Raw genomic sequence first — 26504 nt, forward strand, 5'->3', positions numbered from 1 at the left:
ACAATTGAATCAGGGCTTGATAATGCAAAAACTCATTAACTCAGTGCAAAACTACGCCTGGGGAAGTAAAACTGCGTTAACGGATCTCTACGGTATCGCGAACCCGAACAACCTGCCGATGGCAGAACTGTGGATGGGGGCACACCCGAAGAGCAGCTCAAAAATTGAAGACGCCAGCGGCCAGGTACGCAGCCTGCGTGACGTAATTGATGCCGATAAAACCGCGCTGCTGGGTGACAAGGTCGCTCACCGCTTCGGCGAACTGCCGTTCCTGTTCAAGGTGCTGTGCGCCGACCAGCCGCTCTCCATCCAGGTTCACCCGAACAAGAAAGCCTCTGAAATTGGCTTTGCAAAAGAGAACGCGGCCGGTATCCCGTTAGACGCCGCCGAGCGTAACTACAAAGATCCTAACCACAAGCCGGAGCTGGTCTTTGCGCTGACCCCGTTCCTGGCAATGAACGCGTTCCGCGAGTTTTCAGAGATTATTTCTCTGCTGCAACCGGTCGCGGGTGCCAGCAAGGCTATCGCCCACTTCCTCGAAAACCCGAACGCAGACGCGCTGAGCCAGCTGTTTGCCAGCCTGCTGAATATGCAGGGTGAAGAGAAATCTCACGCGCTGGCGGTGCTGAAAGCGGCCCTGGACAGCCAGCAAGGTGAACCGTGGGAGACCATCCGTCTGATTTCCGAATTCTACCCGGACGACAGCGGCCTGTTCTCTCCTCTGCTGCTGAACGTAGTGAAGCTGAACCCGGGCGAAGCGATGTTCCTGTTCGCTGAAACCCCGCACGCCTACCTGCAGGGCGTGGCGCTGGAGGTGATGGCCAACTCCGACAACGTGCTGCGCGCGGGCCTGACGCCGAAATACATCGATATTCCTGAGCTGGTTGCCAACGTGAAGTTCGTGGCGAAACCTGCCGCGGAGCTGCTGACTCAGCCGGTGAAAAACGGCGCAGAGCTGGACTTCCCGATTCCGGTTGAAGATTTTGCCTTCTCCCTGCACGACCTGAACCAGGCAGAAACCGCCATCGCGCAGGAGAGCGCGGCAATCCTGTTCTGCGTGGAGGGCGAAGCGACGCTGCACAAAGGCGAACAGCGTCTGGTGCTTAAGCCCGGTGAGTCAGCGTTCGTTGCAGCCAATGAGTCTCCGGTTAGCGTGAGCGGCACTGGTCGCCTGGCGCGCGTTTTCAATAAGCTTTAAGCACTTACTGAATTTTTTAACAACTCTTGCTAAGCTAGTTGCAGGCTTAATATCTCCAGGCGGTTTTTACCGCCTGGTTTCATTTTAGGGATAGTCGCAATGAAAAAATCGGTCGTAGCGGTTGGAGTGATTGTAGCGTTAGGCGTGGTCTGGACGGGTGCCTCCTGGTTTACCGGGAAACAGCTGGAAGGCCGTCTGGCTGAGATGGTGGCGCAGGCTAACGGAGAGATTAAGCGCAGCGCGCCGGAAGCAGGACTTGAGCTGAGCTACCAGAACTATCATCGCGGCGTGTTTACCAGCCGTATGCAGCTGGTGGTGAAGCCGGTTGCCGGTGCTGCAAACGGCTGGCTGAAACCGGGCCAGAGCGTGGTGCTGGACGAGGTGGTGAGCCACGGCCCGCTGCCGCTGGCGCAGCTGAAGTCCTTTAACCTGATCCCGTCGATGGCGTCCGTTCATACCGTGCTGGTGAATAACGACGTCACCAAACCGCTGTTTGACCTGGCGAAGAATGAATCGCCTTTCGACATTAATACCCGAATTAGCTATGCCGGTGACACAAGCTCCGATATTGCCCTGAAAGCGCTGAACTACGAGAAAGAGAATGAGAAAGTCGCCTTCAGCGGCGGTCACTTTAAACTCGATGCTGACCGCGACGGAAACGTGTTCTCCCTGACGGGTGAAGCGGAAAGCGGCCTGGTCAATGCCGTGAACGAATATAACCAAAAGGTTCAGCTCACCTTCAGCAACCTGAAAGCCGACGGCAACAGCCGAATGACCGATTTCCAGGAGCGTATCGGCGATCAAAAACTGTCTCTCGACAAGGTTGCCATTGCAGTTGAAGGGAAAGAGATGGCCGTGCTGGAAGGCATGGACGTCAACGGCAAATCCGACGTTTCCAAAGACGGTAAGAGCATCAACACCCAGCTGGACTACACGCTGAAGAGCCTGAAAGTGCAGAATCAGGATCTGGGCACCGGCAAACTGTCGCTGAAGATCGGCAATATCGACGGCCAGGCGTGGCACGAGTTTAGCCAGAAATACAGCAAAGAGAGCCAGGCGCTGCTGACCGATGCCGCGCTGCAGCAGAACCCTGAGGTGTACCAGCAGCAGGCGATGGCGGTACTGTTCAACAACCTGCCTATCCTGCTGAAAGGCGAGCCGGTGATTACCGTTGCGCCGCTGAGCTGGAAAAACAGCAAAGGCGAAACCAACTTCAACCTGTCACTGTTCCTGAAAGATCCGGCAACCGCAACGGGCGAGCCGCAGACGCTGGCGCAGGAAGTGGATCGCAGCGTGAAGTCGCTCGACAGCAAGCTGACCATCCCGATGGATATGGCGACCGAGTTTATGACCCAAATTGCGAAGCTGGAAGGCTACGGCGATGAAGACGCCGGCAAGCTGGCTAGCCAACAGGTGAAAGGTCTGGCGGCAATGGGCCAGATGTTCCGCATCACTAAAGTGGAAAACAACACGATTTCCACCAGCCTGCAGTATGCCAACGGCCAGGTAACGCTCAACGGCGACAAGATGCCGCTGGAAGACTTCGTCGGCATGTTTGGTATGCCAACGCTGGGGATGCCGGAACCGGCTGAACCGGCAGCGCCAGCCGAACCGGCGGCACCGCAGCAATAAACGCAAAACCCCTCGCATGAGGGGTTTTTTATTGCCGGGTGGCGGCTACGATCGACCTTGTAGGCCCGTGCAAGCACAGCGCCGCCGGGCGATGTGCAGCGGAGATTATTTCACCGGCACCAGTCGCGCCGCCACAATCTGGTGCCCGGCCTGCACATCCGTATTGTCGATGCGCTGCATGATCCTGTCCGCCAGGGTGTAGCCCATCTCCCGCGCAGGGGTGGTGGCCCAGACGATCGGCAGGTCGTCGAGGGCATTTTCACCGACGTCGGCAAACGCCCCGAGCGCCACCTGATGGCCGAAGAAGGTTTCCACCCCGCCCTCGCCGCCTTGACGCCCGGCGCGGATCAGGCCAAACCAGGCGCCCATGGCAATCACGTCGTTGTAGCAAATCACGGCGCTGATCGTCGGATTGCTTCGCAGCAGCGCGCCTATCGCTTCCGCCGCTTTCTTCTGGCTGGATTCACACTCCACGACCCATTCGCTGTGGAACGGCAGACCGTATTTAATCAGCGTCGCGCAATAGCCGCCTACCCGCTCGGCGCGGGTCAGGGACGAGCTTTTCCCGCCCAGCCAGGCAATGCGCTGATGCCCGCGGCGAATAAGATGCTCGGTCAGCATTTGCGCGGCCTGCATGTTATCCGGGCGCAGCGTGTCGGCCTCGTCCAGGTAGCTGGCGCGTGAGGCAAACACCAGCGGCACGCCTTTATCGGCGGCACGCTCGCACAGTTCACTGCCCACGCCCGACGCTCCGGCGACGATCACCCCGTCCACCCCCTGGTTCAGCAGCATATCGAGCCGGGAGAGAAGCTGATCGGCCTCGCGACCGCCGTGCAGCAGAAAGACCATCCGCCCCTGCGCTTCAAGCGCTTCGGTTAACCCGGCGGTCAGCTCTGCATAGAAAGGTGACGTCAGGTCGCGAACAATCAGGCCAATCACCCCGCTTTGCCCGCCGCGCAGCGCCGACGCCTGGCGGTTACGCACAAAGCCCAGCTGTTCAACCGCCTCGTTCACCCGCTGACCTGTGGCAGGAGAGATGCGCCCTTTCCCGCTTAGCACCAGAGAAACGGTGCTGACGGAAACGCCCGCCGCCAGCGCGACATCGTTGATGGTGATTTTTTTCGCTACAGCCATGTGTCGGCGTGACTCCCTGAAATGAGATCGGTAAAACGTTTTATCAATACGATATCTTTATACTACCAGTCAAAGCCTGAGAATGTGATTTAGCGCGCACTAAACTTTGATAAAACGTTTTATCTTCTCGCAGCATTGAAGCAGACAAACTGATTTTAACAATAAAGGAGTCGTTTTATGACGGCGAAAGCAGCACAAAAAATATCGCTGTGGGAATTTTTCCAGCAACTGGGTAAAACCTTTATGCTGCCCGTGGCACTTCTCTCGTTCTGCGGGATCATGCTCGGGATCGGCAGCTCGCTAAGCAGTAAAGACGTCATCACGCTGATCCCGTTCCTCGGTACCCCCGTGCTGCAGGCGATCTTTATCTGGATGAGTAAAGTCGGCTCCTTTGCGTTTAGCTTCCTGCCCGTCATGTTCTGCATCGCCATCCCGCTGGGCCTGGCGCGCGAAAATAAAGGCGTCGCGGCATTTGCCGGTTTTGTCGGTTACGCGGTGATGAACCTCGCGGTTAACTTCTGGCTGACTGCGAAAGGCATTCTGCCGACCACCGACGCTGCCGTGCTGAAAGCCAACAACATTCAGAGCGTGATTGGCATCCAGTCTATTGATACCGGTATCCTCGGGGCAGTGATCGCGGGTGTAATTATCTGGATGCTGCACGAGCGCTTCCACAATATCCGCCTGCCGGATGCCCTGGCCTTCTTCGGCGGTACCCGCTTCGTGCCGATTATCACCCTGGTGGTGATGGGCCTGTTTGGTTTGATCATTCCGCTGATCTGGCCGGTCTTTGCAATGGGCATCAACGGCATTGGCCGTATCATCAACGGCGCGGGAGATTTTGGTCCGATGATCTTCGGCACCGGCGAGCGTCTGCTCCTGCCGTTTGGCCTGCAGCATATCCTGGTGGCCCTGATTCGCTTCACCGAAGCGGGCGGGACGATGGAGGTGTGCGGTCACGACGTGAGCGGTGCGCTGACCATCTTCCAGGCGCAGCTGAGCTGCCCGACCACCCACGGCTTCTCCGAAAGCGCCACCCGCTTCCTGTCTCAGGGTAAAATGCCTGCCTTCCTCGGCGGCCTGCCGGGTGCCGCGCTGGCGATGTACCACTGCGCGCGCCCGGAAAACCGTCATAAAATTAAAGGCCTGCTGATTTCCGGCGTGATCGCCTGCGTCGTGGGCGGTACCACCGAGCCAATCGAGTTCCTGTTCCTGTTCGTCGCGCCGGTGCTGTACCTCATCCACGCGGTGCTGACCGGTCTGGGCTTTACCGTGATGGCGGTGCTGGGCGTGACCATCGGCAATACCGACGGCAACGTGATTGACTTCGTGGTGTTCGGCATCCTGCACGGCCTGTCCACCAAGTGGTATCTGGTGCCGGTCGTGGCGGCTATCTGGTTTGCGGTGTATTACGGTATCTTCCGCTTCGCCATCACCCGCTTTAACCTGAAAACGCCCGGCCGCGATGTTGAAACGGCGAGCAGCGTTGAACAGGCGGTTGCCGGGACCGTGGGCAAATCCGGCTATAACACCCCGGCCATTCTGGCGGCGCTGGGCGGTGCAGATAACATCACCTCTCTGGATAACTGCATTACCCGCCTGCGTCTGTCGGTGGCGGATATGTCAAAAGTGGATACCAACGCCCTGAAAGCCAACCGGGCCATTGGCGTGGTACAGTTAAATCAGCACAATTTGCAGGTGGTTATCGGCCCGCAGGTACAGTCGGTGAAGGATGAGCTGGCCACCCTGATGCGAACAGTAGAAGCCTGATGCCTCAGCCCCCTCTCATGAGGGGGTTTTACTTTAAGGATTAACGTCATGTTTGATTTCTCTACCGTCGTGGATCGACACGGCACCTGGTGTACGCAGTGGGACTACGTCGCCGACCGCTTTGGCGCGGCCGACCTGCTGCCCTTCACCATCTCGGATATGGATTTCGCCACCGCACCCTGCATTACCGACGCGCTGCACCAGCGCATCAATCACGGCGTGTTGGGCTACAGCCGCTGGAAGAACGATGAGTTTCTCGCCGCCGTCGCGCACTGGTTCCAGCAGCGCTTTCATAGCCAGATTGAGACCGAATCGATTGTTTATGGCCCTTCCGTCATTTACATGGTGTCAGAGCTGATTCGCCTCTGGTCAAACCCCGGCGACGGCGTGGTGGTACACACCCCGGCATACGATGCGTTTTACAAAGCCATTGAAGGCAATGCGCGTCATGTGGTGCCCGTCGAGATGGAAAAGCATGCAACTGGCTGGCAGGGAAATATGGCTGCGCTGGAAGCAGCCCTGGCGAAACCTGAAAACAAAATTTTGCTGCTGTGCAGCCCGCAAAACCCGACCGGCAAGGTCTGGACGCGGGAGGAACTGACGCAGATGGCGGAGCTGTGCGCGCGTTATGACGTGGCGGTTATCAGCGATGAAATCCATATGGATATGGTGTGGGGTGAGCATCGTCACACGCCGTGGAACGTGGTGGCGCGCGGCAAATGGGCGCTTCTCACCTCCGGCTCGAAAAGCTTTAATATTCCGGCGCTGACGGGCGCTTACGGCCTGATTGGCGATGAAGAGAGCCGTAACGGTTATCTCAGCGCGCTAAAAGGCCGGGACGGGCTCTCTTCCCCTTCCGTGCTGGCGCTAACGGCGCATATCGCCGCCTACCAGCAGGGAGCGCCGTGGCTGGATGCCCTGCGGGGTTATCTGGAAGAGAATTTGTTGTATATCGCTCGCGAATTAAACGGCGCTTTTCCGAATCTGAACTGGCAGCCGCCGGAAGCGACCTATCTGGCCTGGATTGACCTGCGCCCGCTGAATATTGACGATCGGGCGCTGCAAAAAGTGCTGATCGAGCAGCAAAAGGTCGCCATCATGCCGGGATATACCTACGGCAAAGAGGGAAATGGCTTTGTTCGCCTGAATGCGGGCTGCCCGCGCAGCAAGCTGGAACAAGGCGTTCAACGCCTCATCGCCGGGATTAACGCACTCCTGTAATCAATTTGCGCAACGGAATATTCCCTTGCGCAAATAGCTTTTTACCCCGTTTTGTTTTTATAATATGGCGCACTTTAACCAGAAAAGAGTGCGACCATGATTGATACACGCCTGCCTTTAACTGATATTCATCGTCACCTTGACGGTAACATTCGTGCCCAAACCATCCTCGATCTTGGCCGCCAGTTCAATTTAACGCTCCCAGCGCAGACGCTTGAGTCGCTGATCCCGCACGTACAGGTGACCTCCAATGAACCGGACCTGGTCAGCTTCCTGAGCAAACTCGACTGGGGCGTGAAGATGCTGGCCTCGCTGGATGCCTGCCGCCGCGTGGCGTTTGAGAACATTGAAGATGCGGCACGTAACGGCCTGCATTACGTCGAGCTGCGCTTCTCGCCGGGCTACATGGCGATGACCCACAACCTGCCCGTTGCAGGCGTGGTGGAAGCCGTCATTGAAGGCGTCCGTGAAGGGTGTAAAACCTTCGACGTTCAGGCCCGTCTGATTGGCATTATGAGCCGCACGTTCGGCGAAGCCGCCTGCCTGCAGGAGCTGGAAGCGCTGCTGGCCCATCGCGATGCCATCACCGCCGTCGACCTCGCCGGCGACGAGCTGGGCTTCCCGGGCAGTCTGTTCCTCTCCCACTTCAACCGCGCGCGCGATGCCGGCTGGCACATTACCGTGCACGCAGGTGAAGCGGCAGGCCCGGAAAGCATCTGGCAGGCCATCCGCGAGCTGGGCGCCGAGCGTATCGGTCACGGCGTGAAGGCGGTAGAAGATCGCGCCCTGATGGATTTCCTGGCGGAGCAGCGTATCGGGATTGAGTCGTGCCTGACGTCTAACATTCAGACCAGCACCGTGGCAACGCTGGCACATCATCCGCTGAAAACGTTCCTCGAGCACGGCGTGCTGGCCTCGCTGAACACCGACGATCCGGCGGTACAGGGCGTGGATATCATCCACGAGTACAACACCGCCGCACCGCAGGCGGGTCTGAGCCGCGAGCAGATCCGTCAGGCGCAGATCAACGGGCTGGAAATTGCCTTCCTGACGCCTGAAGAGAAGCAGACGCTGAAAGATAAAGTGGCTCGCGGTTAACACCGTTGCCGGGTGGCGCTGACGCTTACCCGGCCTACAAAACGTTTAAACTTATGCCAGACAGAGCGTGGCGCGATGTTTGGCAGATTCGATACCCAGCTCAATCAGCTCCATAATCTGAATCGCCTGGCTGGCCGGAACCGGATTCTCTCCCGTGCCGTTCAGCGCATCGCGGATGGCCGCATAATAGGCCGGATAGTTCCCCGGGATCGTCAGCAAGGTCTCCTCTACCAGCTCTTCACCTTCAACCCGCGTTACCACGCCGTCGCGCATATCATAGCCCCAGTCTTCCTGCGGCAAACGTTCACCGCTTTTCAGTCGGTCCTCCTGCGAATCGAGACCAAACTTCACGTAGCTCCCGCGCGTGCCGTGAATGATATAGCGGGCCGATTCTGCGGCCGCGACCATCGTGCCGTGTAGCACAATCCGCCGCTGCGGGTAGCTGAGCACCGCGTGGAAGTAATCGGTCGTCTGCGCTCCGGGCCGGAGCTGGGCCAGATCGACCGTCATGCTCACCGGCAGACCAAAAAGATTGACGGCCTGATCGAGCAGATGCGGGGCTAAATCGTACCAGATACCGCTGCCCGGACCGGCCTGCTCGCGCCAGCGGTTTCTTACCTGCGGTCGGAAGCGGTCAAAGTGCGATTCAAAAAAGAGGATCTCCCCTAGCGTGCCCTCGCTGAGAAGCCTTTTTACCGTCAGAAAGTCGCTGTCCCAGCGGCGGTTATGGAACACCGACAGCAGCCTGCCCAGGCTCTTTGCCAGCGCATCCAGCTCGCGAGCCTGAGACAGCGTGACGGTAAAGGGCTTATCGACAACCACGTGCTTACCGGCTTCCAGCGCGGCCTTTGCCAGCGGAAAGTGGGTGTCGTTCGGCGTGGGGATGACGATCAAATCAATATTTGGATCGTTGAAAAGGTGTTTAGGTTCAGAGACAACCGGCACGGAGGGCCAGTCGGCATGGACTTTAGCGGCATCGCTGCTGGATACCGCCGCCAGCGCCATCCCTGGCGTCCCGGCTATCAGAGGCGCATGAAACGTTTTGCTCGCGTACCCGTAGCCGATAAGCCCGACGCGGATATTATCACTCATAGTGCCATCCTCTTTTATGACGTTCTTATTTCACACTGGCTAACCTGACATGACCACAGATTAATAATGTGCCATATGACTTAAAATAGCAGGTTGTACGGGTTGTTTTTGTTACATAGTATTAACCTACTGATTTTGTTTAAGGGAACCGTTCCCAAAGCGCTTGCCGTCGGGGAAACGTCGCTGTAACATTTGCGCCCTGTATTTATGGATAAAGTACAATTACGAATCATGACGTCAATTATTAATCGAATCATTGAATTAGCGGGATGGATTGTCCTTGGGGTTTCGGTCATTTTGCTGGGCGTTGCCAGTCATATCGATAACTACCAGCCGCCGGAGCCTGTCACAGTCGCCCAACCTAAGTAACCGGTTACTGCAATAAAGAGTGACATAATATGTCAGTTACTTATTGCCAGCCCTGGTGAACACGGTTAACCTTCTCTTCCAGGCATCGTCTGATGCCTGAATTTCAGCAAAGAAAACTCCTAATTTCGTCGCATTACCTGAGTGGGCTGTTTACGTCTTTATTAATCCGTTTATTATTCGAACGAATTACCTTAACTGGTATTACTCACTTTTATATGGAAACTTATTAATATGACAGTTCAGGACTATTTATTAAAATTTCGCAAGATCAATTCGCTTGAGAGCCTGGAAAAACTGTTTGACCATCTGAACTACACCCTGTCGGATAATCAGGACATCATTAATATGTATCGCGCCGCCGATCATCGCCGTGCGGAGCTGGTTTCCGGTGGTCGTTTGTTCAACGTCGGTGAAGTGCCTAAGTCCGTGTGGCGTTACGTTTTATAAGAAAGTAGCCATCCGCGCGAAATGTTATATACTCTCCGCCCTGCAAACTGGCTGTACAACATTTCGCGCAGATTATGGGAGAGTTCATGACCGCAACGCCTGGAGAACGCATTGGAGGCTGGTTAATCGCCCCACTGGCATGGCTGCTGGTTGCCTTATTAAGCGCATCACTTGCGCTGCTGCTGTATACCACCGCACTGGTTACCCCTCACGCCATCCAGACCCTGATGTCGCAAAGCGTGCTGAATATTGCGATGTGGTTTGTGTCGTTCGTTTTCGCAATTGGAATGTGGTACTACACGCTGTGGCTGACCATTGCCTTCTTTAAGCGCCGCAAGAGTGTGCCGAAGCATTACATCATCTGGCTGCTGATTTCGGTCCTGCTGGCGGTGAAAGCCTTTGCTTTTTCGCCCGTTTCAGACGCTCTGGCCGTTCGTCAGCTGCTTTTCCCACTGCTGGCCGCGGCGCTGCTGGTGCCCTATTTCAAACGTTCGACGCGGGTGAAAAACACCTTCGTGAACCCGTAATAACCCTACAGATAACCTGTTGTCGCCTGCGTTGGTTTGTCCGATAATAGGCGGCTTTTTTATTTCAGGCTAAATAATGACCGATTACTTACTGCTCTTTGTCGGCACCGTGCTGGTTAACAACTTCGTTCTGGTGAAGTTCCTTGGCCTGTGCCCGTTTATGGGCGTTTCCAAAAAGCTGGAAACGGCAATGGGTATGGGGCTGGCGACGACCTTCGTGATGACGCTGGCGTCCATCTGCGCGTGGTGGATCGATACCTGGATCCTCATCCCGCTGGGGTTAACCTATCTTCGTACGCTGGCCTTTATTCTGGTTATCGCGGTGGTGGTGCAATTTACCGAAATGGTGGTGCGCAAAACCAGCCCGGCGCTTTATCGCCTGCTGGGTATCTTCCTGCCGCTGATCACCACCAACTGCGCCGTTCTCGGCGTAGCGCTGCTGAACATCAACCTTGGCCATAACTTTATGCAGTCGGCGCTGTATGGTTTTTCTGCGGCAGTCGGTTTCTCCCTGGTCATGGTGCTGTTCGCCTCCATTCGCGAGCGCCTGGCAGCAGCGGATATTCCTGCGCCCTTCCGCGGTAACGCGATTGCGCTGGTGACCGCAGGTTTAATGTCTCTGGCCTTTATGGGCTTTAGTGGTCTGGTGAAGTTGTAATGAATGCTATCTGGATTGCCATCGCCTCTATCAGCGTTCTGGGGTTGGTGTTTGGCCTTATCCTGGGTTACGCCTCCCGCCGTTTCGCGGTAGAGGACGATCCTGTTGTTGAGAAAATTGATGAGCTTCTGCCGCAAAGCCAGTGCGGGCAGTGTGGCTACCCCGGCTGCCGCCCCTATGCCGAAGCGGTTGGGATTCAGGGTGAAAAAATTAACCGCTGCGCCCCCGGCGGCGAAGCGGTGATGCTGAAAATCGCGACCCTGCTTAACGTTGATCCGCAGCCCGTTGACGGCGATGCGGACGTGCAGGAGCCGGTCCGAGCCCTGGCCGTGATCGACGAGGCAAACTGCATCGGCTGCACCAAATGTATTCAGGCCTGCCCGGTTGATGCCATTGTGGGCGCAACCCGCGCTATGCACACCGTCGTGGCGGACCTCTGCACCGGCTGTAACCTCTGCGTGGCCCCCTGCCCGACGCAATGTATCGAGTTGCGCCCGGTTGAAACGACTACCGAAAGCTGGAAGTGGGATCTTCAAACCATTCCGGTTCGCAATATTCCTGTGGAACAACATGCTTAAGTTATTTTCTGCTTTCAGAAAAGAGAAGATCTGGGACTTTGACGGCGGTATTCATCCACCGGAAATGAAAACCCAGTCCAACGGCACGCCGCTGCGTCAAATTCCGCTGGCGACGCGTTACGTTATGCCGCTCAAGCAGCATATTGGCGCTGAGGGTGAGCTGTGCGTGAAAGAAGGCGATACGGTTCTTCGCGGCCAGCCGCTGACCTTTGGTCGCGGACGCATGCTGCCGGTCCACGCGCCAACCTCGGGTAAGGTGGTCGCCATTGCCCCGCATACGGTGGCGCATCCGTCCGCGCTCTCAGAACTGAGCGTTATTATTGAAGCCGACGGCGAAGACCGCTGGATTGACCGTGACGGCTGGAGCGATTACCGCGCCCACAGCCGCGAAGCGCTTATCGAGCGAATTCATCAGTTCGGCGTCGCCGGGCTGGGTGGCGCGGGCTTCCCGACCGGCGTCAAGCTGCGCGGCGGTGGCGATAACATTCAGACGTTGATTATCAACGCCGCCGAGTGCGAGCCGTATATCACCGCCGACGATCGTCTGATGCAGGACTGTGCCGCCCAGGTGGTGGAAGGCATCCGCATTCTTGCGCACATTCTGCAGCCGCGGGAAGTGCTGATTGGTATCGAAGACAATAAACCGCAGGCTATTTCCATGCTGCGCGCCGTGCTGGCGGGCAGTCACGATATTAGCCTGCGCGTTATCCCGACCAAGTACCCTTCTGGCGGCGCAAAACAGCTGACGCAAATTCTCACCGGCAAGCAGGTCCCGCACGGCGGACGCTCTTCGGATATCGGCGTGCTGATGCAAAACGTCGGCACCGCGTATGCCGTGAAGCGCGCGGTGATTGACGGCGAACCGTTAACCGAGCGCGTGGTGACGCTGACCGGGGAATCGATTTCTCGTCCGGGCAACGTCTGGGCGCGTCTGGGTACGCCGGTGCGTCATCTGCTGGAGCAGGCTGAGTTTTGCCCGGGCAGCGACCAGATGGTGATCATGGGCGGCCCGCTGATGGGCTTTACCCTGCCGTGGCTGGACGTTCCGGTAGTGAAAATCACCAACTGTCTGCTCGCACCTTCCCCGACCGAGATGGGCGAAGAGCAGGAAGAGAAAGGCTGCATCCGCTGTAGCGCCTGCGCCGATGCCTGCCCGGCGGACCTGCTGCCGCAGCAGCTGTACTGGTACAGCAAAGGCCAGCTGCACGACAAGGCAAAAGCCCATAACCTGGCCGACTGCATCGAATGCGGCGCCTGCGCCTGGGTCTGCCCGAGCAACATCCCGCTGGTGCAGTATTTCCGCCAGGAGAAGGCTGAGATTTATGCCATCTCAATGGAAGAAAAACGCGCTGCGGAAGCCAAAGCGCGCTTCGAAGCGCGCCAGGCGCGACTGGAACGCGAAAAAGTCGCCCGTCAGGAACGCCATAAGCAGGCCGCCGTTCAGCCTGCCGAAAAAGATCAGGATGCCATTAACGCCGCGCTGGCGCGCGTTCGTGAGAAAAAAGCGACCGCGGCACAGCCTGTGGTGATCCCGGCGGGTGAGAAACCTGATAACAGCGAAGCCATCGCCGCGCGTGAAGCACGTAAGGCCGCAGCGCGCGCCCGTCAGGCTGAAAAAGCGCAAACGGTCCAGGCTGATGCTGAGGTCGACCCGCGTAAAGCCGCCGTTGAGGCAGCAATAGCCCGGGCCAAAGCCCGCAAAGCCGGTGAGCAAAGCGTGGTCGTCGAGCAGGATGCGGTCGATCCACGCAAAGCGGCCGTTGAAGCGGCGATTGCCCGCGCCAAAGCGCGCAAAGCAGCGCAGCAGGCCCCTGCGGCAGAACCCGAAGCACCGGTCGACCCGCGCAAAGCCGCCGTCGAAGCGGCCATTGCCCGCGCCAAAGCCCGTAAGGCGGCGCAGCAGGAAGAGCAACCGCAGGCCGCCAACGATGACCCGCGCAAGGCCGCCGTTGCCGCCGCCATTGCGCGCGTTCAGGCGAAGAAAGCCGCACAGCAAGCAGTTAACGAGGATTAAATGGTTTTCAGAATCGCAAGCTCCCCTTACACCCACAATCAGCGCCAGACATCGCGCATCATGATGCTGGTCTGCCTGGCGGCGCTGCCGGGCATTGCCGTTCAGTGCTGGTTTTTCGGCTGGGGAACCCTGTTCCAGATAATCCTGGGCTGTGCCAGCGCCCTGGCGGCGGAAGCCCTTGTGCTTAAGCTGCGCAAGGCGGCTGTCTCCCGCATTCTTGCCGACAACTCCGCGCTGCTGACCGGCCTGCTGCTGGCCATCAGTATCCCGCCGTTTGCACCGTGGTGGATGGTGGTTCTCGGGACCGTTTTCGCCGTGATTATTGCCAAACAGCTGTATGGTGGCCTGGGCCATAACCCGTTTAACCCGGCGATGATTGGCTACGTGGTGCTGCTGATCTCCTTCCCGGTGCAGATGACCAGCTGGCTCCCGCCGCACGAGATTGCCGCCACGGTTCCGGGCTTTATGGATGCCCTGCACGTTATCTTTACCGGCCAGACGGCGCTCGGCGCTGATATGAACGCGCTGCGCATGGGCGTGGACGGTATCAGCCAGGCGACGCCTCTCGATACCTTTAAAACATCCCTGCATGCCGGGCACAGCGTTGAGCAGATCATGAAATCCGCGATCTACAGCGGCGTGCTGGCGGGCGCGGGCTGGCAGTGGGTCAACCTGGCGTATCTGCTGGGCGGCCTGTTCCTGCTGCAGCAGAAAGCCATTCGCTGGCATATTCCGGTCAGCTTCCTCGTGACGCTGGCGGTTTGCGCGACGCTGGGATGGGTCTTCTCTCCTGAATCCCTGGCCAGCCCGCAGATGCATTTGCTCTCCGGTGCGACCATGCTAGGTGCCTTCTTTATCCTGACGGATCCGGTTACGGCGTCAACGACTAACCGCGGCCGCCTGATCTTCGGCGCGCTGGCGGGCCTGCTGGTATGGCTCATCCGCAGCTTTGGCGGTTACCCGGACGGCGTGGCGTTTGCCGTCCTGCTTGCCAACATTACCGTTCCGCTCATCGACTATTACACGCGCCCGCGCGTGTACGGCCATCGCTAAGGGTTTCGCCATGTTAAAAACGATGCAAAAACACGGCGTTACGCTGGCTGTCTTCGCCGCGGTCCTGACGGGGCTGACGGCACTGGTTAATGCGCTGACCAAAACGACCATCGAAGAGCAGGCTTCAAAGCAGCAAAAGGCGCTCTTCGATCAGGTGATCCCGTCAGATTTCTACGATAATGACCTGCAAAAAAGCTGCTTTGTGGTAGACGCGCCGCAGCTTGGGAAAGGCGCGCACCGTGTCTTTATCGCCCGCAAAGGGGATAAACCGGTAGGTACAGTGATGGAAGCGACGGCGCCCGACGGCTATTCCGGCGCCATTCAACTACTTGTCGGCAGCGATTTCACCGGCACGATACTGGGCACACGCGTGACGGAACACCATGAGACGCCGGGTCTTGGCGATAAAATTGAAACCCGGCTGAGCGACTGGATTTTGCACTTCGCCGGTAAAGTTATCCATGGCGAAGGTGACACCGCGTTTGCGGTGAAGAAAGACGGCGGCGAGTTCGACCAGTTCACCGGCGCGACCATCACGCCGCGCGCCGTGGTGAACGCCGTAAAACGAGCCGGGCTGTATGCTGAAACGCTGCCCGCGCAAATCAACAATCTTCCGGCCTGTGGGGAGTAATCATGAGCCAGGTTAAAGAGGTTATTGTCCAGGGGTTGTGGAAGAACAACTCCGCGCTGGTACAGCTTCTGGGAATGTGCCCACTGCTGGCGGTAACGTCCACCGCCACCAACGCGCTCGGTCTGGGTCTGGCAACCACGCTGGTGCTGACCCTGACCAACCTCTCCATCTCCGCCCTGCGCCGCTGGACGCCGTCGGAAATTCGTATTCCGATTTACGTCATGATCATTGCGTCGGTGGTCAGTATCGTCCAGATGCTGATTAACGCCTACGCGTTCGGCCTGTACCAGTCGCTCGGGATCTTTATTCCCCTTATCGTCACCAACTGTATCGTCGTCGGGCGGGCGGAAGCCTTCGCGGTGAAAAACAGCCCCGCCATGTCGGCGCTGGATGGATTTTCCATTGGCATGGGTGCCACGTGCGCCATGTTCGTGCTGGGCTCGCTGCGCGAGATCCTCGGAAACGGTACGCTGTTTGACGGCGCAGATGCGCTGCTCGGCGGCTGGGCCAAAGCGCTACGCGTTGAAGTGTTCCACACCGATACGCCATTCCTGCTGGCGATGCTGCCGCCTGGCGCATTTATTGGCCTTGGCATGATGCTGGCGATAAAATACCTGATTGATGAGAAACGTAAGCGCCGCGCGGCTGAGCGTAGCGTTATGGAAGGGACACCCGAGAAGGCTTCATGAATAAAGAAAAGCGCATTGCGATCCTGACCCGTCTGCGGGACGAGAACCCGCACCCGACGACGGAGCTGAATTTTACCTCCCCGTTTGAGCTGCTGATCGCCGTGTTGCTCTCCGCGCAGGCTACCGATGTGAGCGTCAATAAAGCCACTGCCCTGCTCTATCCGGTCGCCAATACGCCGAAAGCCATGCTGGAGCTGGGCGTGGAAGGCGTGAAGTCCTATATCAAAACCATCGGCCTGTTTAACAGCAAAGCTGAGAACGTCATTAAAACCTGCCGGATCCTGCTGGAACAGCACGGAGGCGAAGTGCCGGAGGACCGCGCCGCGCTGGAGGCCTTACCGGGCGTGGGGCGTAAAACCGCGAACGTGGTGCTCAACACCGCGTTTGGCTGGCCCACTATCGCCGTGGATACGCATATATTTCGCGTGTCTAACCGGACTAACTTCGCGCCGGGGAAAAACGTCGAGCAGGTCGAAGAGAAGCTGCTAAAAGTGGTTCCAGCCGAATTTAAGGTTGATTGCCATCACTGGCTGATTCTGCACGGCCGTTATACCTGTATTGCCCGTAAGCCTCGCTGCGGCTCCTGCATTATTGAAGATCTCTGCGAATACAAAGAAAAAGTATATCCCTGATCGTCGCAATCCCATGTCAAAAGAAGGGCTATCGAACGTTCTTCTTTTGGCCGTTATTTGTCCGTCTTTCGCTTCCTCTGACCTGTCACTTGTTCGGCTGTTTAACGCTCAAACAGGTTAATACTTTTTTTATAGCCAAAAATTTCTATATATCTGTGATCGCGATCACCCTGATAACTTCATGTTGAGTTTTTGTTGTCAAAATCCGCCTAAACCCTTTGTCTGACAAGATACTCCTCTTATCTTGCCGAAGATAAGACCAGCTATTTTTCAGAATATGGGCTATATCACTGCATGAAGCGGCAAATAGCAGAACATATCGCCAAAAGCCCGTCAGGGAGGGTTATTGCCAGTCGAAAAAACTACCTTTGCTCATGGTATGAAATTTAACGCTGAATAACATTTATATGAACCGACGATTATACCACCCCAGATATATGTAACAGATTATTACAAACGTATTGCCAGATGGGACAGGATAGTGAACATTACCCGCCGTTTCTCCTCCCAATATAACTATAAGGCGTATGGGCTACGGCCATCACGCTATGAACACCCCCGTTAATATGGGATGTAAAAAAAGAGGTATATGTGTCTACTGCAAACAATAAACCAACAGATGAAAGCGTGAGTCTTAACGCTTTTAAACAGCCTAAAGCGTTCTATCTCATCTTCTCTATCGAGTTATGGGAGCGTTTTGGTTATTACGGCCTGCAAGGGATCATGGCGGTTTACCTGGTAAAACAGCTGGGTATGTCCGAAGCCGATTCCATCACGCTGTTCTCCTCCTTCAGTGCTCTGGTGTACGGTCTGGTCGCTATTGGCGGCTGGCTGGGTGATAAAGTTCTCGGAACGAAACGTGTCATCATGCTGGGCGCCATTGTTCTGGCGGTTGGCTATGGTCTGGTTGCATGGTCAGGGCATGATGCCGCTGTCGTGTATATGGGTATGGCGACGATTGCCGTCGGTAACGGTCTGTTCAAAGCGAACCCGTCCTCCCTGCTTTCTACCTGCTACAACAAAGACGATCCGCGCCTGGACGGTGCATTTACCATGTACTACATGTCCATCAACATCGGTTCGTTCTTCTCGATGCTGGCAACCCCATGGCTCGCGGCGAAATTCGGCTGGAGCGTGGCGTTTGCGCTGAGCTTCGTGGGTATGCTGATCACCGTGGTGAACTTCCTGTTCTGCCGCAGCTGGGTTAAAGACTACGGTTCAAAACCTGACTTCGAGCCAGTGCACATGGGCAAACTGCTGGCCACCATCGTGGGCGTTGTTGTCCTCGCGGCAATCGCCACCTGGCTGCTGCACAACCAGGGTATCGCACGTGCCGTTCTGGGCGTGGTTGCGCTGGGTATCGTGATTATCTTTGCGAAAGAAGCATTCGCCATGCAGGGGGCTGCCCGTCGTAAGATGATTGTGGCGTTCATTCTGATGCTGGAAGCGATTATCTTCTTCGTGCTGTACAGCCAGATGCCAACTTCCCTGAACTTCTTCGCTATCCGTAACGTTGAACATTCAATCCTCGGTATCGCGTTCGAACCTGAGCAGTTCCAGGCTCTGAACCCGTTCTGGATCATGATTGGTTCCCCGATTCTGGCCGCTATCTATAACAAGATGGGCGACCGTCTGCCAATGCCGCACAAGTTCGCCGTGGGCATGGTGCTGTGTTCTTGCGCCTTCCTGGTGCTGCCGCTGGGTACCAAATTTGCCACCGACGCCGGTATCGTGTCCGTTAACTGGCTGATCCTGAGCTACGCGCTGCAGTCTATCGGCGAACTGATGATCTCCGGTCTGGGCCTGGCAATGGTTGCACAGCTGGTGCCGCAGCGTCTGATGGGCTTCATTATGGGTAGCTGGTTCCTGACCACTGCGGGTGCGGCAATCATTGCAGGTAAGATTGCTAACCTGATGGCGGTTCCGGAAAACGTGACTGACCCACTGCTTTCCCTGAACGTGTACGGCACCGTGTTCATGCAGATTGGTATCGCGACTGCGGTTATTGCGGTTCTGATGCTGCTGACCGCACCGAAACTGAACCGTATGACTCAGGACGACGACAAGACCGCTAAAGCGACCAACACCGCTACCGCGTGATTTCCGTGAGAAACGACTGACCAGAAGCCGCTAATGCATTAGCGGCTTTTTTTTTATCCGTTTGGGCACTAACATAGCTGGAACCTCAGCAAAAAGGAGTTACCGATGAAACTGTTCTACAAACCGGGCGCGTGCTCTCTTGCTTCCCATATCACCCTGCGCGAGAGCGGCAAAGATTTTACGCTGGATAGCGTTGATCTGATGAAAAAACGTCTGGAAAACGGTGATGATTTTCTTGCCATCAACCCGAAAGGACAAGTTCCGGCGCTCCTGCTGGATGACGGTACTCTGCTGACCGAAGGCGTGGCGATTATGCAGTTCCTGGCCGATAGCGTACCCGATCGCCATCTGCTGGCACCGGTCAGTACCATTTCTCGCTATAAAACGCTGGAATGGCTGAACTACATTGCGACCGAGCTGCACAAAGGGTTTACGCCGCTGTTCCGCCCGGATACGCCAGAGGAGTTCAAACCGACCCTGCGCGCGCTTCTTGAGAAAAAGCTGCAGTACGTTAACGCATCGCTGAAAGACGATCAGTGGATTGCGGGTTCGCGCTTTACGATAGCCGATGCGTACCTGTTCACCGTGCTGCGCTGGGCGCGCGCGGTTAAGCTGAACCTGGAAGGGTTAGACCATATCGCATCGTATATGAAACGCGTGGCAGAGCGCCCTGCGGTGGCTGCGGCGCTGAAAGCGGAAGGTTTGAATTAACCGAGCGGCTTGTGTTGCCGGGTGGCGCTGACGCTTACCCGGCCTACACGTTTTGGCCGGTTATAACCGGGTTGCGCTGAAATAGTGCTCCGGCTTCGCGATACGATCCTGTGCCGCAACCACCTGCAGTTCATATTCCTGCATCTCTTTCGTCGCAATCATGATTTCGTACACCGCCGCGGTAACGTGCTCCAGCGCGTCACGTATCGTCGCCCCTTGCAGTAATTTCACCAACAGCAGACCGCTGGTGACATCCCCTACCCCAACCGGCTGGCGGTGGCCAAAATCCACCAGCGGACGGCTGATATGCCAGGCGTCATCTTTCGTCACCAGAAGCATCTCAAAACGGTCCTGGCTCAGCCCTGCGCGCGCAAGGTGTTTTACCAGCACAACTTCAGGCCCCTGAGCGATCAGTTCACGAGACGCGCTTACCGCCTCTTCTACGCTGTTAACCGGACGCTCGCAGAGAATTTCGAGTTCGACCAGGTTTGGCGCAATGATATCGCTGGCGGGCAGCGCGTGGCGGACGTGAAACTCTGCAACGCCGGGCGCCACGATGCAGCCTTTCTCCGGATGGCCCATGACGGGGTCGCAGAAGTATTTTGCCGACGGGTTTGCGGCTTTCACCTGGCGCACGATGCCGAGGATATGCTCCCCCTGCTCCGCTGAGCCGAGGTAACCGCTCAGCACGGCGTCACAGCGTTTGAGCTGGTCGATATCGGCAATACCCTGCACAACCTCGGTGAGGTGCGAAGGCGGCATCACGCAGCCGGTCCATTTGCCGTATTGCGTGTGGTTAGAGAACTGCACGGTATTAAGGGGCCAGACGTTGACGCCGAGGCGACGCATCGGGAATTCCGCAGCGCTATTACCAGCGTGTCCAAAAACAACGTGGGACTGAATGGCGAGGATGTTCTTCATTTTTTTCTTACCAAACCCTGAAAAAACAAAAAGGGGCGTGGTTTCCCACGCCCCCTGGAGACTGTTAATTACTTCCAGCAGACAAGGCAGTAGTTCTTCTTGCCGCGACGCAGCAGCGTGTAGCGACCATACAGACGGTCACCGTCAACGAAGGTGTATTCCGGGTCGGCCTGTTTCTCACCGTTGATGGTGATAGCGTTGGACGCGATGGTTTTACGCGCCTGACCGCGGGAAGGCTGGAGCTCAGAGTCCACCAGCGCCTGCATCAGGTCAGCCCCTTTCTCCATCTCAACCATCGGCACGCCGTCCTGCGCCAGCTGTTCGAAGTCCGCTTCGCTCAGATCGCTCAGGGTACCGTTGAACAGGCTTGCGGTAATGCGTTTTGCCGCGGCCAGACCTTCTTCACCGTGAACCAGTTTGGTCACTTCGTCCGCCAGCACGTACTGAGCGCGCGGCGCTTTACCGCTGTTCTTGTCTTCTTCTTCCAGCGCGTTGATCTCTTCAATGTCCATAAAGGTGAAGAACTTCAGGAAGCGGTAAACATCGGCATCCGCCGTGTTGATCCAGAACTGGTAGAATTTGTACGGGCTGGTTTTCTTCGGATCGAGCCACACCGCGCCGCCTTCGGTTTTACCAAATTTGGTGCCGTCGGCCTTGGTGATCAGCGGAACGGTCAGACCGAAGACCTGATTCTGGTGCAGGCGACGGGTCAGGTCGATACCGGAGGTGATGTTACCCCACTGATCGGAACCGCCAATCTGCAGGGAAACGCCATGCAGTTTGTTCAGGCAGGCAAAGTCATAACCCTGCAGCAGGTTGTAGGAGAACTCGGTAAAGGAGATACCCTGGTCGTCGCGGTTCAGACGCTGCTTCACGGCCTCTTTGTTAATCATCTGGTTAACAGAGAAGTGCTTGCCGATATCACGCAGGAAGGTCAGCACGTTCATGCCACCAAACCAGTCGTAGTTGTTCGCGGCAATGGCGGCGTTATCACCACAGTTGAAGTCGAGGAACGGTGCAACCTGTTTGCGGATCTTATCCACCCACTCCTGCACGGTATCTTCGGTATTCAGTTTACGCTCAGCGGCTTTAAAGCTTGGGTCACCAATCAGACCGGTCGCGCCGCCCACCAGGGCAACAGGCTTATGGCCCGCCATCTGGAAGCGTTTCAGGCATAACAATGGAACAAGATGCCCCAAATGCAAGCTGTCAGCGGTGGGGTCGAAGCCGCAATAGAGCGCGATCGGGCCTTGCGCCAGTCGCTCTGCTAACGCTTCCTCGTCCGTCACCTGGGCCACGAGGCCCCGCTCTTGCAATTGTTTAATCAAGTTACTGCTTGCCATCAAATTCTCCATGTATAAACGACTGCACCTTTGCCGGTACACGACTTTTCGCCTGATGCGAAAGGACCATAGAATAAAGCGCAAGCGCGGTGTGCGCTAGCGCTTAAATCAACAAATTTCGGGGATTACGGTGCCAGTCTGTCGATTTTCCAGCCGCCATTGTCGCGCTGGTATAAAAAGCGGTCGTGCAGGCGATGTTCGCCCCCCTGCCAGAACTCCATCTGCTCAATCGGGATACGGAAACCGCCCCAGAAGCTTGGCAGGGGAATTTCACCCTGCTGGAACTTCTGTTTCAGCTCCAGGAATTTACTTTCCAGCACGCCGCGGGCAGAAATTCGGCTGGACTGTTTTGATACCCAGGCGCCAATCTGGCTGTCACGCGGACGGCTGTGGAAATACTTCACCACTTCCAGCGTCGAAAGACGTTCCGCCTTGCCGGTGACCATCACCTGACGTTCCAGCATGTGCCAGGGGAACAGCAGGCTGATACGCGGATTGTTTTCCAAATGGTGCGCTTTGCGGCTGCCAAGGTTGGTATAGAACACCAGGCCTTTCTCGTCATAATGCTTGAGCAAAACGATGCGCTGATACGGTTGACCGTTCTCATCAACCGTCGCGACCACCATGGCCGTTGGGTCGGCAAGTTTCGCTTCGCAGGCCTGTTTCAGCCAGCGTTCAAAAAGCACGAGGGGTTCAGCGGGAAGATCCTGGCGACGCAGGCCGCCTTTGGTGTATTCACGGCGCAGATGCGCAATTTGCTGCAGTTCGTCGTTATCTGACATGGCGTTAGCTGACATTGAGAGTGGGTGGCGCTATTGTGCGCCGCCCCTGTAAAAATCTCAACGCTTCGGGTTTTCAAGCTGGCAATTGTTCAGCACGATGCGGTCGCGTTTGTAGACCGTGGCGCTGTCGCCTTTCGACCAGAAGACGTAAATACCGTCGGTATAGCGTGCGCCGGAGGCCGACATGCCCTGCTTCAGCGTCAGCAGTTTATTGTCGTAAACAAAGCTGGCTTCCTGGCGTGGGTTATTCAGCTTCACGGTCAGCGGTTTTTCGTCGCAGCGATACTCCAGCGTATCGGTCTGCATGCGGTCAAGGAGCTGGTTATAGACGCTGCATCCTGACAGCAATAAAGGCGCGGCAATAAGAAGAAGTTTTTTCATGGGCGTATTCCGAAGACTTTCCTGGTCCTGGAGGGCATAGCTGCCCTCCTGTTTCGTTCCATTCTAACGACGACACGCCGCGCTGAATTTCAGTTAACTCTGATTATGACGAGGATTTGCCGGGAAAATCGCCCCGAGGACGCTCGCCTCACGAGCACCGGTTACCGACGGCAGGTTGCCCGGCAGTCCGGCAACGGTGCGCCAAGCGAGCCAGGCGAAGGCCAGCGCCTCCATATCATCACCGCTGATGCCAGCCTCATCGGTCGTGGTCACTTCGGTACCCGGTAGTAGACCTGCAAGACGCGCCATCACCAGCGGGTTGCGGCTTCCGCCGCCGCACACCAGCAGGCGTTCGCATCCGCCGCTGAGCAGAACCTGTTCGGAGATCGACACGGCCGTCAGCTCGGCAAGCGTCGCCTGGACATCCTGCGGCGCGAGCGCCGGGAATGGCACCAGCTGACGCTCAAGCCAGCCTAAATTGAAGTATTCACGCCCCGTGCTCTTAGGGGCCGGAAGGGCAAAATAAGGATCGCTTAGCATCGACTGCAGCAGCGGAAGAATCACTTTCCCCTCGCTCGCCCACTCCGCGTTTTTATCATACGGTTGACCGCACTGACGCCAGATCCAGGCATCCATTAACATATTGCCTGGGCCGGTATCGTAGCCGCGGACGGGCTGCCCCGGGATGAGCATCGACAGGTTGGCAATCCCACCAATGTTGAGCACCATCCGCCGCTCTGTTGGGTGCGCCAGTAACGCCTGATGGAACGCGGGTACCAGCGGCGCGCCCTGCCCGCCAAGGGCGATATCGCGACGACGGAAATCGCCAACCACCGTCACGCCCGTCTTCGCCACAATCTGGTTGTTATCGCCGATTTGCAGAGTGTGCGGGGCATCTCCGCCGGGCTCATGCCAGACAGTTTGTCCGTGACAGCCGATGGCCACCACGTCCTGCGGGCGAAGATGTTCTTTTTGCATCAAAGCCTGTACCGCATCCGCAAACAGCGCCCCCAGGCGAACATCAAGCTGTCCAAGCTGGGAAAGGGTCAGCTGCTGCCCCTGACAGATACTCAGAATATCCTCTTTCAGTGAAATGGGGATTGGCCAGGTCAGGCTCGCCTGCTGTGCCACCATGTTTTCGTCAATGGCGGCCAGAACGACATCTACCCCATCCAGACTGGTGCCTGACATCACACCAATGTAGCGACCCGATTTCATGCGCTTTCCTTACGTTGCGTGGGCTAAGGATATCCACTCAACCATAAACGGCGCAGCTTTGCCATCCGGCAATAATATTTTTTAACAATGTCAGGCGGGTAACGCAGGCGGTCCCTGTTTATGTCTCGTTAAGTCAAATTCAAGTACAATTTTCTTATTGTTAGTGCAAAGATATGAACTATGGCTCCTTATGCCATATAATTTAGCCATAACGGATGCCCCCAATCGGGCGTTTTTGGTGAACAGGAGATTCAAATGATTTTACGTGTACTGGGCGTTTCGCTGATTGGTTTAACTCTGGCTGGCTGTGTGAATGACAGTTCACTTTCTGGCGACGTTTACAGCGCTTCTGAAGCGAAACAGGTTCAGAACGTGACTTACGGTACCGTTGTTAACGCACGTCCTGTACAGATCCAGGGCGGTGATGAAAGCAACGTAATGGGTGCAATCGGCGGTGCCGTTCTGGGTGGTTTCCTCGGTAATACCGTCGGTGGCGGTACAGGTCGCTCGCTGGCAACGGCCGCAGGCGCCGTTGCAGGTGGCGTAGCCGGCCAGGGCGTTCAGGGTGCAATGAACAAAACCCAGGGCGTAGAGCTGGAAATCCGTAAAGACGACGGCAGCACTATCATGGTTGTACAGAAACAAGGCAACACCCGCTTCTCTGCAGGCCAGCGCGTTGTTCTGGCAAGCAACGGACGTCAGGTGACCGTTTCCCCACGTTAATTAAAAATGGATGTGGCCATCGGGCCACATCCATTTACAATATACATCACCCTCACAAATATATTTACAAATTATATTCACCCAATCAATTATTAACCACGTCATATATTGTTTCCGCGCAAAGTATTTAGCGCGCTAATTGATTAGACTCTTCGCAATACCCCACCTTAATTCATTATAAAGTCGTTAAAAACGTATATGCTTGCGAATCGTCGTTCACTAAAGAGTCGTTATATCGCGTTCTGCCTCGGTTGCATTGCTGTCATCGGGATATTACAAACTCTGTTTTTAAAACTCGTTGAATGGGTACCTTCCTTTTCACCGCTTTTATTCCCTACGCTCACCATTTTTCTGCTGGTGTTCCACCTGTTTATTGCCTGTTTCATGACGATGAAATACTGGTGTGACAGAAAACGGCTGTATCTGGTGGCAATCGCCTTTGCCTTTGCCGGGTCGGCATTGCTGATGGTCGGAACGCTGTCCAGCTTTCCCGCCTGGCTGGACCTCTATCAGTTCAACGTCGTGAACTACAACGATGCGATGATCTACTATATGTTTCGCCATCTTTTAATGGCGGTGCTCATCATCGTTGCGGCAATACTTTATACCACGCGCAATTATCCCCTTTCCCGATTGGCACATATCGCGATTGTGAGCGGCGAATTTCTCTTTACGGCCTGTGCGGTGGGATTAGCCTGGATCTATTCCAGTCATTCACCACTCTTATCAATTGACCTGGTTGATAATGAAACCCGTCAGTTTATGGTTCTCTGGAGCCAGTTCATTAATGTTTCATTAATTGCCCTGTGGGTAGTGACATTAGCAGCGCTGATGTTTATTACGCGCGTACGCAATTTATTCTGGGTGGGCGGTAATTTTTTGTGCGTCTGCTATATCGTCACGCTCTCAATGCTTTTGGTGGGTGGACATGCCGAAGATATCTCCTGGTATCGCGCCCGCTTATTTGAAACCGTCGCCACGCTGCTGCTCATTTTTGTTTTGCTCTACGATGTCTTCAGGCTGTATCGCGACTCGCACGTTAAATACCAGCAGTCTTACCAGAACTCGATTCGCGACCCGCTCACGCGCCTGTATAACCGCAGTTATTTTTATGAATCATTAAAGCAGGCACTGGATATCGCCAACCCCGGCCGCCCTGTTTCCGTCATCGTCAGCGATCTCGATCGCTTCAAGCGTATCAACGACACCTACGGGCATCTTCAGGGCGACAAAGTCCTGCAGTTTGTCGCCAACCTGCTGATGGATTCCGTGCGCCCGCAGGATATCGCGGCCCGCATCGGCGGCGAGGAGTTTGTTCTGATGCTGACCAATACCTCATCAGACGCGGCGTACCATGTGGCTGAACGCATACGGTTACATCTGAGCAGCTTTGATAAGACTAGCAGCGACGGTCAGTTACCGGAGCCGATCACCATCAGCATGGGGGTGTTCACCGCGACGTCACCGACGATAACCGCAGAAGTGTGCGTGGAAAGTGCCGACAAGGCGATGTATGAAGCGAAGGAGACGGGCCGTAACCGTGTGGTCGTCTTTAAGTAAAAAAAAGGCCTTGCTGCTGCAA

The 26504-nt window shown here is 56.3% G+C and carries 26 protein-coding genes; 19 read left to right on the forward strand and 7 right to left on the reverse strand.

Going from position 1 to position 26504, the window contains the following annotated elements:
• Window positions 1–22: 22 nt before the first annotated feature.
• Window positions 23–1198, forward strand: a complete 1176-nt coding sequence (manA, locus tag AB8846_RS18980) for a mannose-6-phosphate isomerase (RefSeq protein ID WP_370733392.1) — start codon at window positions 23–25, stop codon at window positions 1196–1198.
• 99 nt (window positions 1199–1297) lie between these two features.
• Window positions 1298–2830 carry a YdgA family protein gene (locus AB8846_RS18985; protein WP_370733393.1) on the forward strand — a complete coding sequence of 511 codons (1533 nt, stop codon included), beginning with the start codon at window positions 1298–1300 and terminating at the stop codon, window positions 2828–2830.
• A 105-nt stretch (window positions 2831–2935) separates the two neighbouring features.
• On the opposite strand, the gene AB8846_RS18990 is transcribed toward AB8846_RS18985, so the two are convergent.
• Window positions 2936–3964, reverse strand: coding sequence for a Mal regulon transcriptional regulator MalI (locus AB8846_RS18990; RefSeq protein ID WP_370733394.1), 1029 nt, complete (start codon window positions 3962–3964; stop codon window positions 2936–2938).
• Window positions 3965–4141: 177 nt separating this feature from the next.
• On the opposite strand from AB8846_RS18990, the gene malX reads away from it, so the two are divergent.
• The 3 genes from malX (at window position 4142) to add (ending at window position 8053) form a co-directional block, all read left to right on the forward strand.
• Window positions 4142–5734 (forward strand): maltose/glucose-specific PTS transporter subunit IIBC, encoded by a 1593-nt coding sequence (malX, locus tag AB8846_RS18995; RefSeq protein ID WP_023335462.1) that lies wholly within the window; start codon window positions 4142–4144, stop codon window positions 5732–5734.
• 48 nt (window positions 5735–5782) lie between these two features.
• Window positions 5783–6955: a MalY/PatB family protein gene (locus AB8846_RS19000; protein ID WP_370733395.1), complete on the forward strand. Its 1173-nt coding sequence runs from the start codon at window positions 5783–5785 to the stop codon at window positions 6953–6955.
• Between the two features lie 96 nt (window positions 6956–7051).
• A complete protein-coding gene (add, locus tag AB8846_RS19005; protein WP_370733396.1) occupies window positions 7052–8053 on the forward strand; it encodes an adenosine deaminase in 1002 nt (333 codons plus the stop codon).
• A gap of 51 nt (window positions 8054–8104) precedes the next feature.
• Here the strand turns inward: add and AB8846_RS19010 are convergent, their stop codons facing one another.
• Window positions 8105–9145: an oxidoreductase gene (locus AB8846_RS19010; RefSeq protein WP_370733397.1), complete on the reverse strand. Its 1041-nt coding sequence runs from the start codon at window positions 9143–9145 to the stop codon at window positions 8105–8107.
• A 243-nt stretch (window positions 9146–9388) separates the two neighbouring features.
• On the opposite strand from AB8846_RS19010, the gene blr reads away from it, so the two are divergent.
• The 12 genes from blr (at window position 9389) to gstA (ending at window position 19554) form a co-directional block, all read left to right on the forward strand.
• Window positions 9389–9514, forward strand: coding sequence for a division septum protein Blr (gene blr / locus AB8846_RS19015; RefSeq protein ID WP_168112406.1), 126 nt, complete (start codon window positions 9389–9391; stop codon window positions 9512–9514).
• Window positions 9515–9745: 231 nt separating this feature from the next.
• On the forward strand, window positions 9746–9961 hold the full coding sequence (gene ydgT, locus AB8846_RS19020; protein WP_013096896.1) for a transcription modulator YdgT: 216 nt from the start codon (window positions 9746–9748) through the stop codon (window positions 9959–9961).
• 86 nt (window positions 9962–10047) lie between these two features.
• On the forward strand, window positions 10048–10488 hold the full coding sequence (locus AB8846_RS19025) for a DUF2569 domain-containing protein (RefSeq protein WP_023335458.1): 441 nt from the start codon (window positions 10048–10050) through the stop codon (window positions 10486–10488).
• 76 nt (window positions 10489–10564) lie between these two features.
• On the forward strand, window positions 10565–11146 hold the full coding sequence (rsxA, locus tag AB8846_RS19030) for an electron transport complex subunit RsxA (protein ID WP_008500564.1): 582 nt from the start codon (window positions 10565–10567) through the stop codon (window positions 11144–11146).
• Window positions 11146–11724, forward strand: coding sequence for an electron transport complex subunit RsxB (rsxB, locus tag AB8846_RS19035; RefSeq protein ID WP_032657710.1), 579 nt, complete (start codon window positions 11146–11148; stop codon window positions 11722–11724). Before rsxA ends, rsxB begins: the two co-directional genes overlap by 1 nt.
• Window positions 11717–13738: an electron transport complex subunit RsxC gene (gene rsxC, locus AB8846_RS19040; RefSeq protein WP_370733398.1), complete on the forward strand. Its 2022-nt coding sequence runs from the start codon at window positions 11717–11719 to the stop codon at window positions 13736–13738. The genes rsxB and rsxC overlap by 8 nt, the downstream gene beginning before the upstream one ends.
• Entirely contained in the window at window positions 13739–14791 is a 1053-nt protein-coding gene (gene rsxD, locus AB8846_RS19045; protein ID WP_339277385.1) for an electron transport complex subunit RsxD, read from the forward strand.
• Window positions 14792–14801: 10 nt separating this feature from the next.
• On the forward strand, window positions 14802–15422 hold the full coding sequence (gene rsxG / locus AB8846_RS19050) for an electron transport complex subunit RsxG (protein ID WP_370733399.1): 621 nt from the start codon (window positions 14802–14804) through the stop codon (window positions 15420–15422).
• Between the two features lie 2 nt (window positions 15423–15424).
• Entirely contained in the window at window positions 15425–16111 is a 687-nt protein-coding gene (locus AB8846_RS19055) for an electron transport complex subunit E (RefSeq protein ID WP_331412476.1), read from the forward strand.
• Window positions 16108–16743, forward strand: coding sequence for an endonuclease III (gene nth, locus AB8846_RS19060; RefSeq protein ID WP_008500570.1), 636 nt, complete (start codon window positions 16108–16110; stop codon window positions 16741–16743). Before AB8846_RS19055 ends, nth begins: the two co-directional genes overlap by 4 nt.
• Window positions 16744–17334: 591 nt before the next feature.
• Window positions 17335–18843, forward strand: coding sequence for a dipeptide/tripeptide permease DtpA (dtpA, locus tag AB8846_RS19065; RefSeq protein ID WP_370733400.1), 1509 nt, complete (start codon window positions 17335–17337; stop codon window positions 18841–18843).
• 105 nt (window positions 18844–18948) lie between these two features.
• Entirely contained in the window at window positions 18949–19554 is a 606-nt protein-coding gene (gene gstA, locus AB8846_RS19070; protein ID WP_370733401.1) for a glutathione transferase GstA, read from the forward strand.
• A gap of 60 nt (window positions 19555–19614) precedes the next feature.
• On the opposite strand, the gene pdxY is transcribed toward gstA, so the two are convergent.
• From pdxY to anmK, 5 genes are all read right to left on the reverse strand, one after another.
• On the reverse strand, window positions 19615–20475 hold the full coding sequence (gene pdxY, locus AB8846_RS19075; RefSeq protein WP_370733402.1) for a pyridoxal kinase PdxY: 861 nt from the start codon (window positions 20473–20475) through the stop codon (window positions 19615–19617).
• A 68-nt stretch (window positions 20476–20543) separates the two neighbouring features.
• A complete protein-coding gene (gene tyrS / locus AB8846_RS19080) occupies window positions 20544–21818 on the reverse strand; it encodes a tyrosine--tRNA ligase (RefSeq protein ID WP_121423496.1) in 1275 nt (424 codons plus the stop codon).
• Between the two features lie 125 nt (window positions 21819–21943).
• Window positions 21944–22600 (reverse strand): pyridoxamine 5'-phosphate oxidase, encoded by a 657-nt coding sequence (gene pdxH, locus AB8846_RS19085; protein ID WP_028017303.1) that lies wholly within the window; start codon window positions 22598–22600, stop codon window positions 21944–21946.
• A 57-nt stretch (window positions 22601–22657) separates the two neighbouring features.
• Window positions 22658–22981 (reverse strand): C-type lysozyme inhibitor, encoded by a 324-nt coding sequence (mliC, locus tag AB8846_RS19090; RefSeq protein ID WP_063142971.1) that lies wholly within the window; start codon window positions 22979–22981, stop codon window positions 22658–22660.
• A 93-nt stretch (window positions 22982–23074) separates the two neighbouring features.
• Complete coding sequence (gene anmK / locus AB8846_RS19095; protein ID WP_063142970.1) at window positions 23075–24199, reverse strand: anhydro-N-acetylmuramic acid kinase; 1125 nt, start codon at window positions 24197–24199, stop codon at window positions 23075–23077.
• Window positions 24200–24454: 255 nt separating this feature from the next.
• Between anmK and slyB the strand changes: the two genes are divergently transcribed.
• Both slyB and AB8846_RS19105 read left to right on the forward strand, forming a co-directional pair.
• On the forward strand, window positions 24455–24922 hold the full coding sequence (gene slyB, locus AB8846_RS19100; protein WP_063142969.1) for an outer membrane lipoprotein SlyB: 468 nt from the start codon (window positions 24455–24457) through the stop codon (window positions 24920–24922).
• Window positions 24923–25120: 198 nt separating this feature from the next.
• Window positions 25121–26482 (forward strand): GGDEF domain-containing protein, encoded by a 1362-nt coding sequence (locus AB8846_RS19105; RefSeq protein ID WP_063142968.1) that lies wholly within the window; start codon window positions 25121–25123, stop codon window positions 26480–26482.
• Window positions 26483–26504 lie beyond the last annotated feature (22 nt).

This window comes from Enterobacter sp. KB-221C9, from assembly GCF_041320715.1.
GTDB lineage: Bacteria > Pseudomonadota > Gammaproteobacteria > Enterobacterales > Enterobacteriaceae > Enterobacter > Enterobacter asburiae_D.

Excerpts from the sequence above, each read along its gene's own strand:
- mliC (WP_063142971.1), bottom strand. The coding sequence starts at position 22,981 with ATGAAAAAACTTCTTCTTATTGCCGCGCCTTTATTGCTGTCAGGATGC.
- malX (WP_023335462.1), top strand. The coding sequence starts at position 4,142 with ATGACGGCGAAAGCAGCACAAAAAATATCGCTGTGGGAATTTTTCCAG.
- AB8846_RS19055 (WP_331412476.1), top strand. The coding sequence starts at position 15,425 with ATGAGCCAGGTTAAAGAGGTTATTGTCCAGGGGTTGTGGAAGAACAAC.
- slyB (WP_063142969.1), top strand. The coding sequence starts at position 24,455 with ATGATTTTACGTGTACTGGGCGTTTCGCTGATTGGTTTAACTCTGGCT.
- manA (WP_370733392.1), top strand. The coding sequence starts at position 23 with ATGCAAAAACTCATTAACTCAGTGCAAAACTACGCCTGGGGAAGTAAA.
- AB8846_RS19025 (WP_023335458.1), top strand. The coding sequence starts at position 10,048 with ATGACCGCAACGCCTGGAGAACGCATTGGAGGCTGGTTAATCGCCCCA.
- ydgT (WP_013096896.1), top strand. The coding sequence starts at position 9,746 with ATGACAGTTCAGGACTATTTATTAAAATTTCGCAAGATCAATTCGCTT.
- AB8846_RS19000 (WP_370733395.1), top strand. The coding sequence starts at position 5,783 with ATGTTTGATTTCTCTACCGTCGTGGATCGACACGGCACCTGGTGTACG.
- AB8846_RS19010 (WP_370733397.1), bottom strand. The coding sequence starts at position 9,145 with ATGAGTGATAATATCCGCGTCGGGCTTATCGGCTACGGGTACGCGAGC.
- rsxB (WP_032657710.1), top strand. The coding sequence starts at position 11,146 with ATGAATGCTATCTGGATTGCCATCGCCTCTATCAGCGTTCTGGGGTTG.
- rsxC (WP_370733398.1), top strand. The coding sequence starts at position 11,717 with ATGCTTAAGTTATTTTCTGCTTTCAGAAAAGAGAAGATCTGGGACTTT.
- AB8846_RS18990 (WP_370733394.1), bottom strand. The coding sequence starts at position 3,964 with ATGGCTGTAGCGAAAAAAATCACCATCAACGATGTCGCGCTGGCGGCG.
- pdxH (WP_028017303.1), bottom strand. The coding sequence starts at position 22,600 with ATGTCAGATAACGACGAACTGCAGCAAATTGCGCATCTGCGCCGTGAA.
- rsxA (WP_008500564.1), top strand. The coding sequence starts at position 10,565 with ATGACCGATTACTTACTGCTCTTTGTCGGCACCGTGCTGGTTAACAAC.
- anmK (WP_063142970.1), bottom strand. The coding sequence starts at position 24,199 with ATGAAATCGGGTCGCTACATTGGTGTGATGTCAGGCACCAGTCTGGAT.
- rsxD (WP_339277385.1), top strand. The coding sequence starts at position 13,739 with ATGGTTTTCAGAATCGCAAGCTCCCCTTACACCCACAATCAGCGCCAG.
- rsxG (WP_370733399.1), top strand. The coding sequence starts at position 14,802 with ATGTTAAAAACGATGCAAAAACACGGCGTTACGCTGGCTGTCTTCGCC.
- tyrS (WP_121423496.1), bottom strand. The coding sequence starts at position 21,818 with ATGGCAAGCAGTAACTTGATTAAACAATTGCAAGAGCGGGGCCTCGTG.
- add (WP_370733396.1), top strand. The coding sequence starts at position 7,052 with ATGATTGATACACGCCTGCCTTTAACTGATATTCATCGTCACCTTGAC.
- nth (WP_008500570.1), top strand. The coding sequence starts at position 16,108 with ATGAATAAAGAAAAGCGCATTGCGATCCTGACCCGTCTGCGGGACGAG.
- pdxY (WP_370733402.1), bottom strand. The coding sequence starts at position 20,475 with ATGAAGAACATCCTCGCCATTCAGTCCCACGTTGTTTTTGGACACGCT.
- gstA (WP_370733401.1), top strand. The coding sequence starts at position 18,949 with ATGAAACTGTTCTACAAACCGGGCGCGTGCTCTCTTGCTTCCCATATC.
- AB8846_RS18985 (WP_370733393.1), top strand. The coding sequence starts at position 1,298 with ATGAAAAAATCGGTCGTAGCGGTTGGAGTGATTGTAGCGTTAGGCGTG.
- AB8846_RS19105 (WP_063142968.1), top strand. The coding sequence starts at position 25,121 with ATGCTTGCGAATCGTCGTTCACTAAAGAGTCGTTATATCGCGTTCTGC.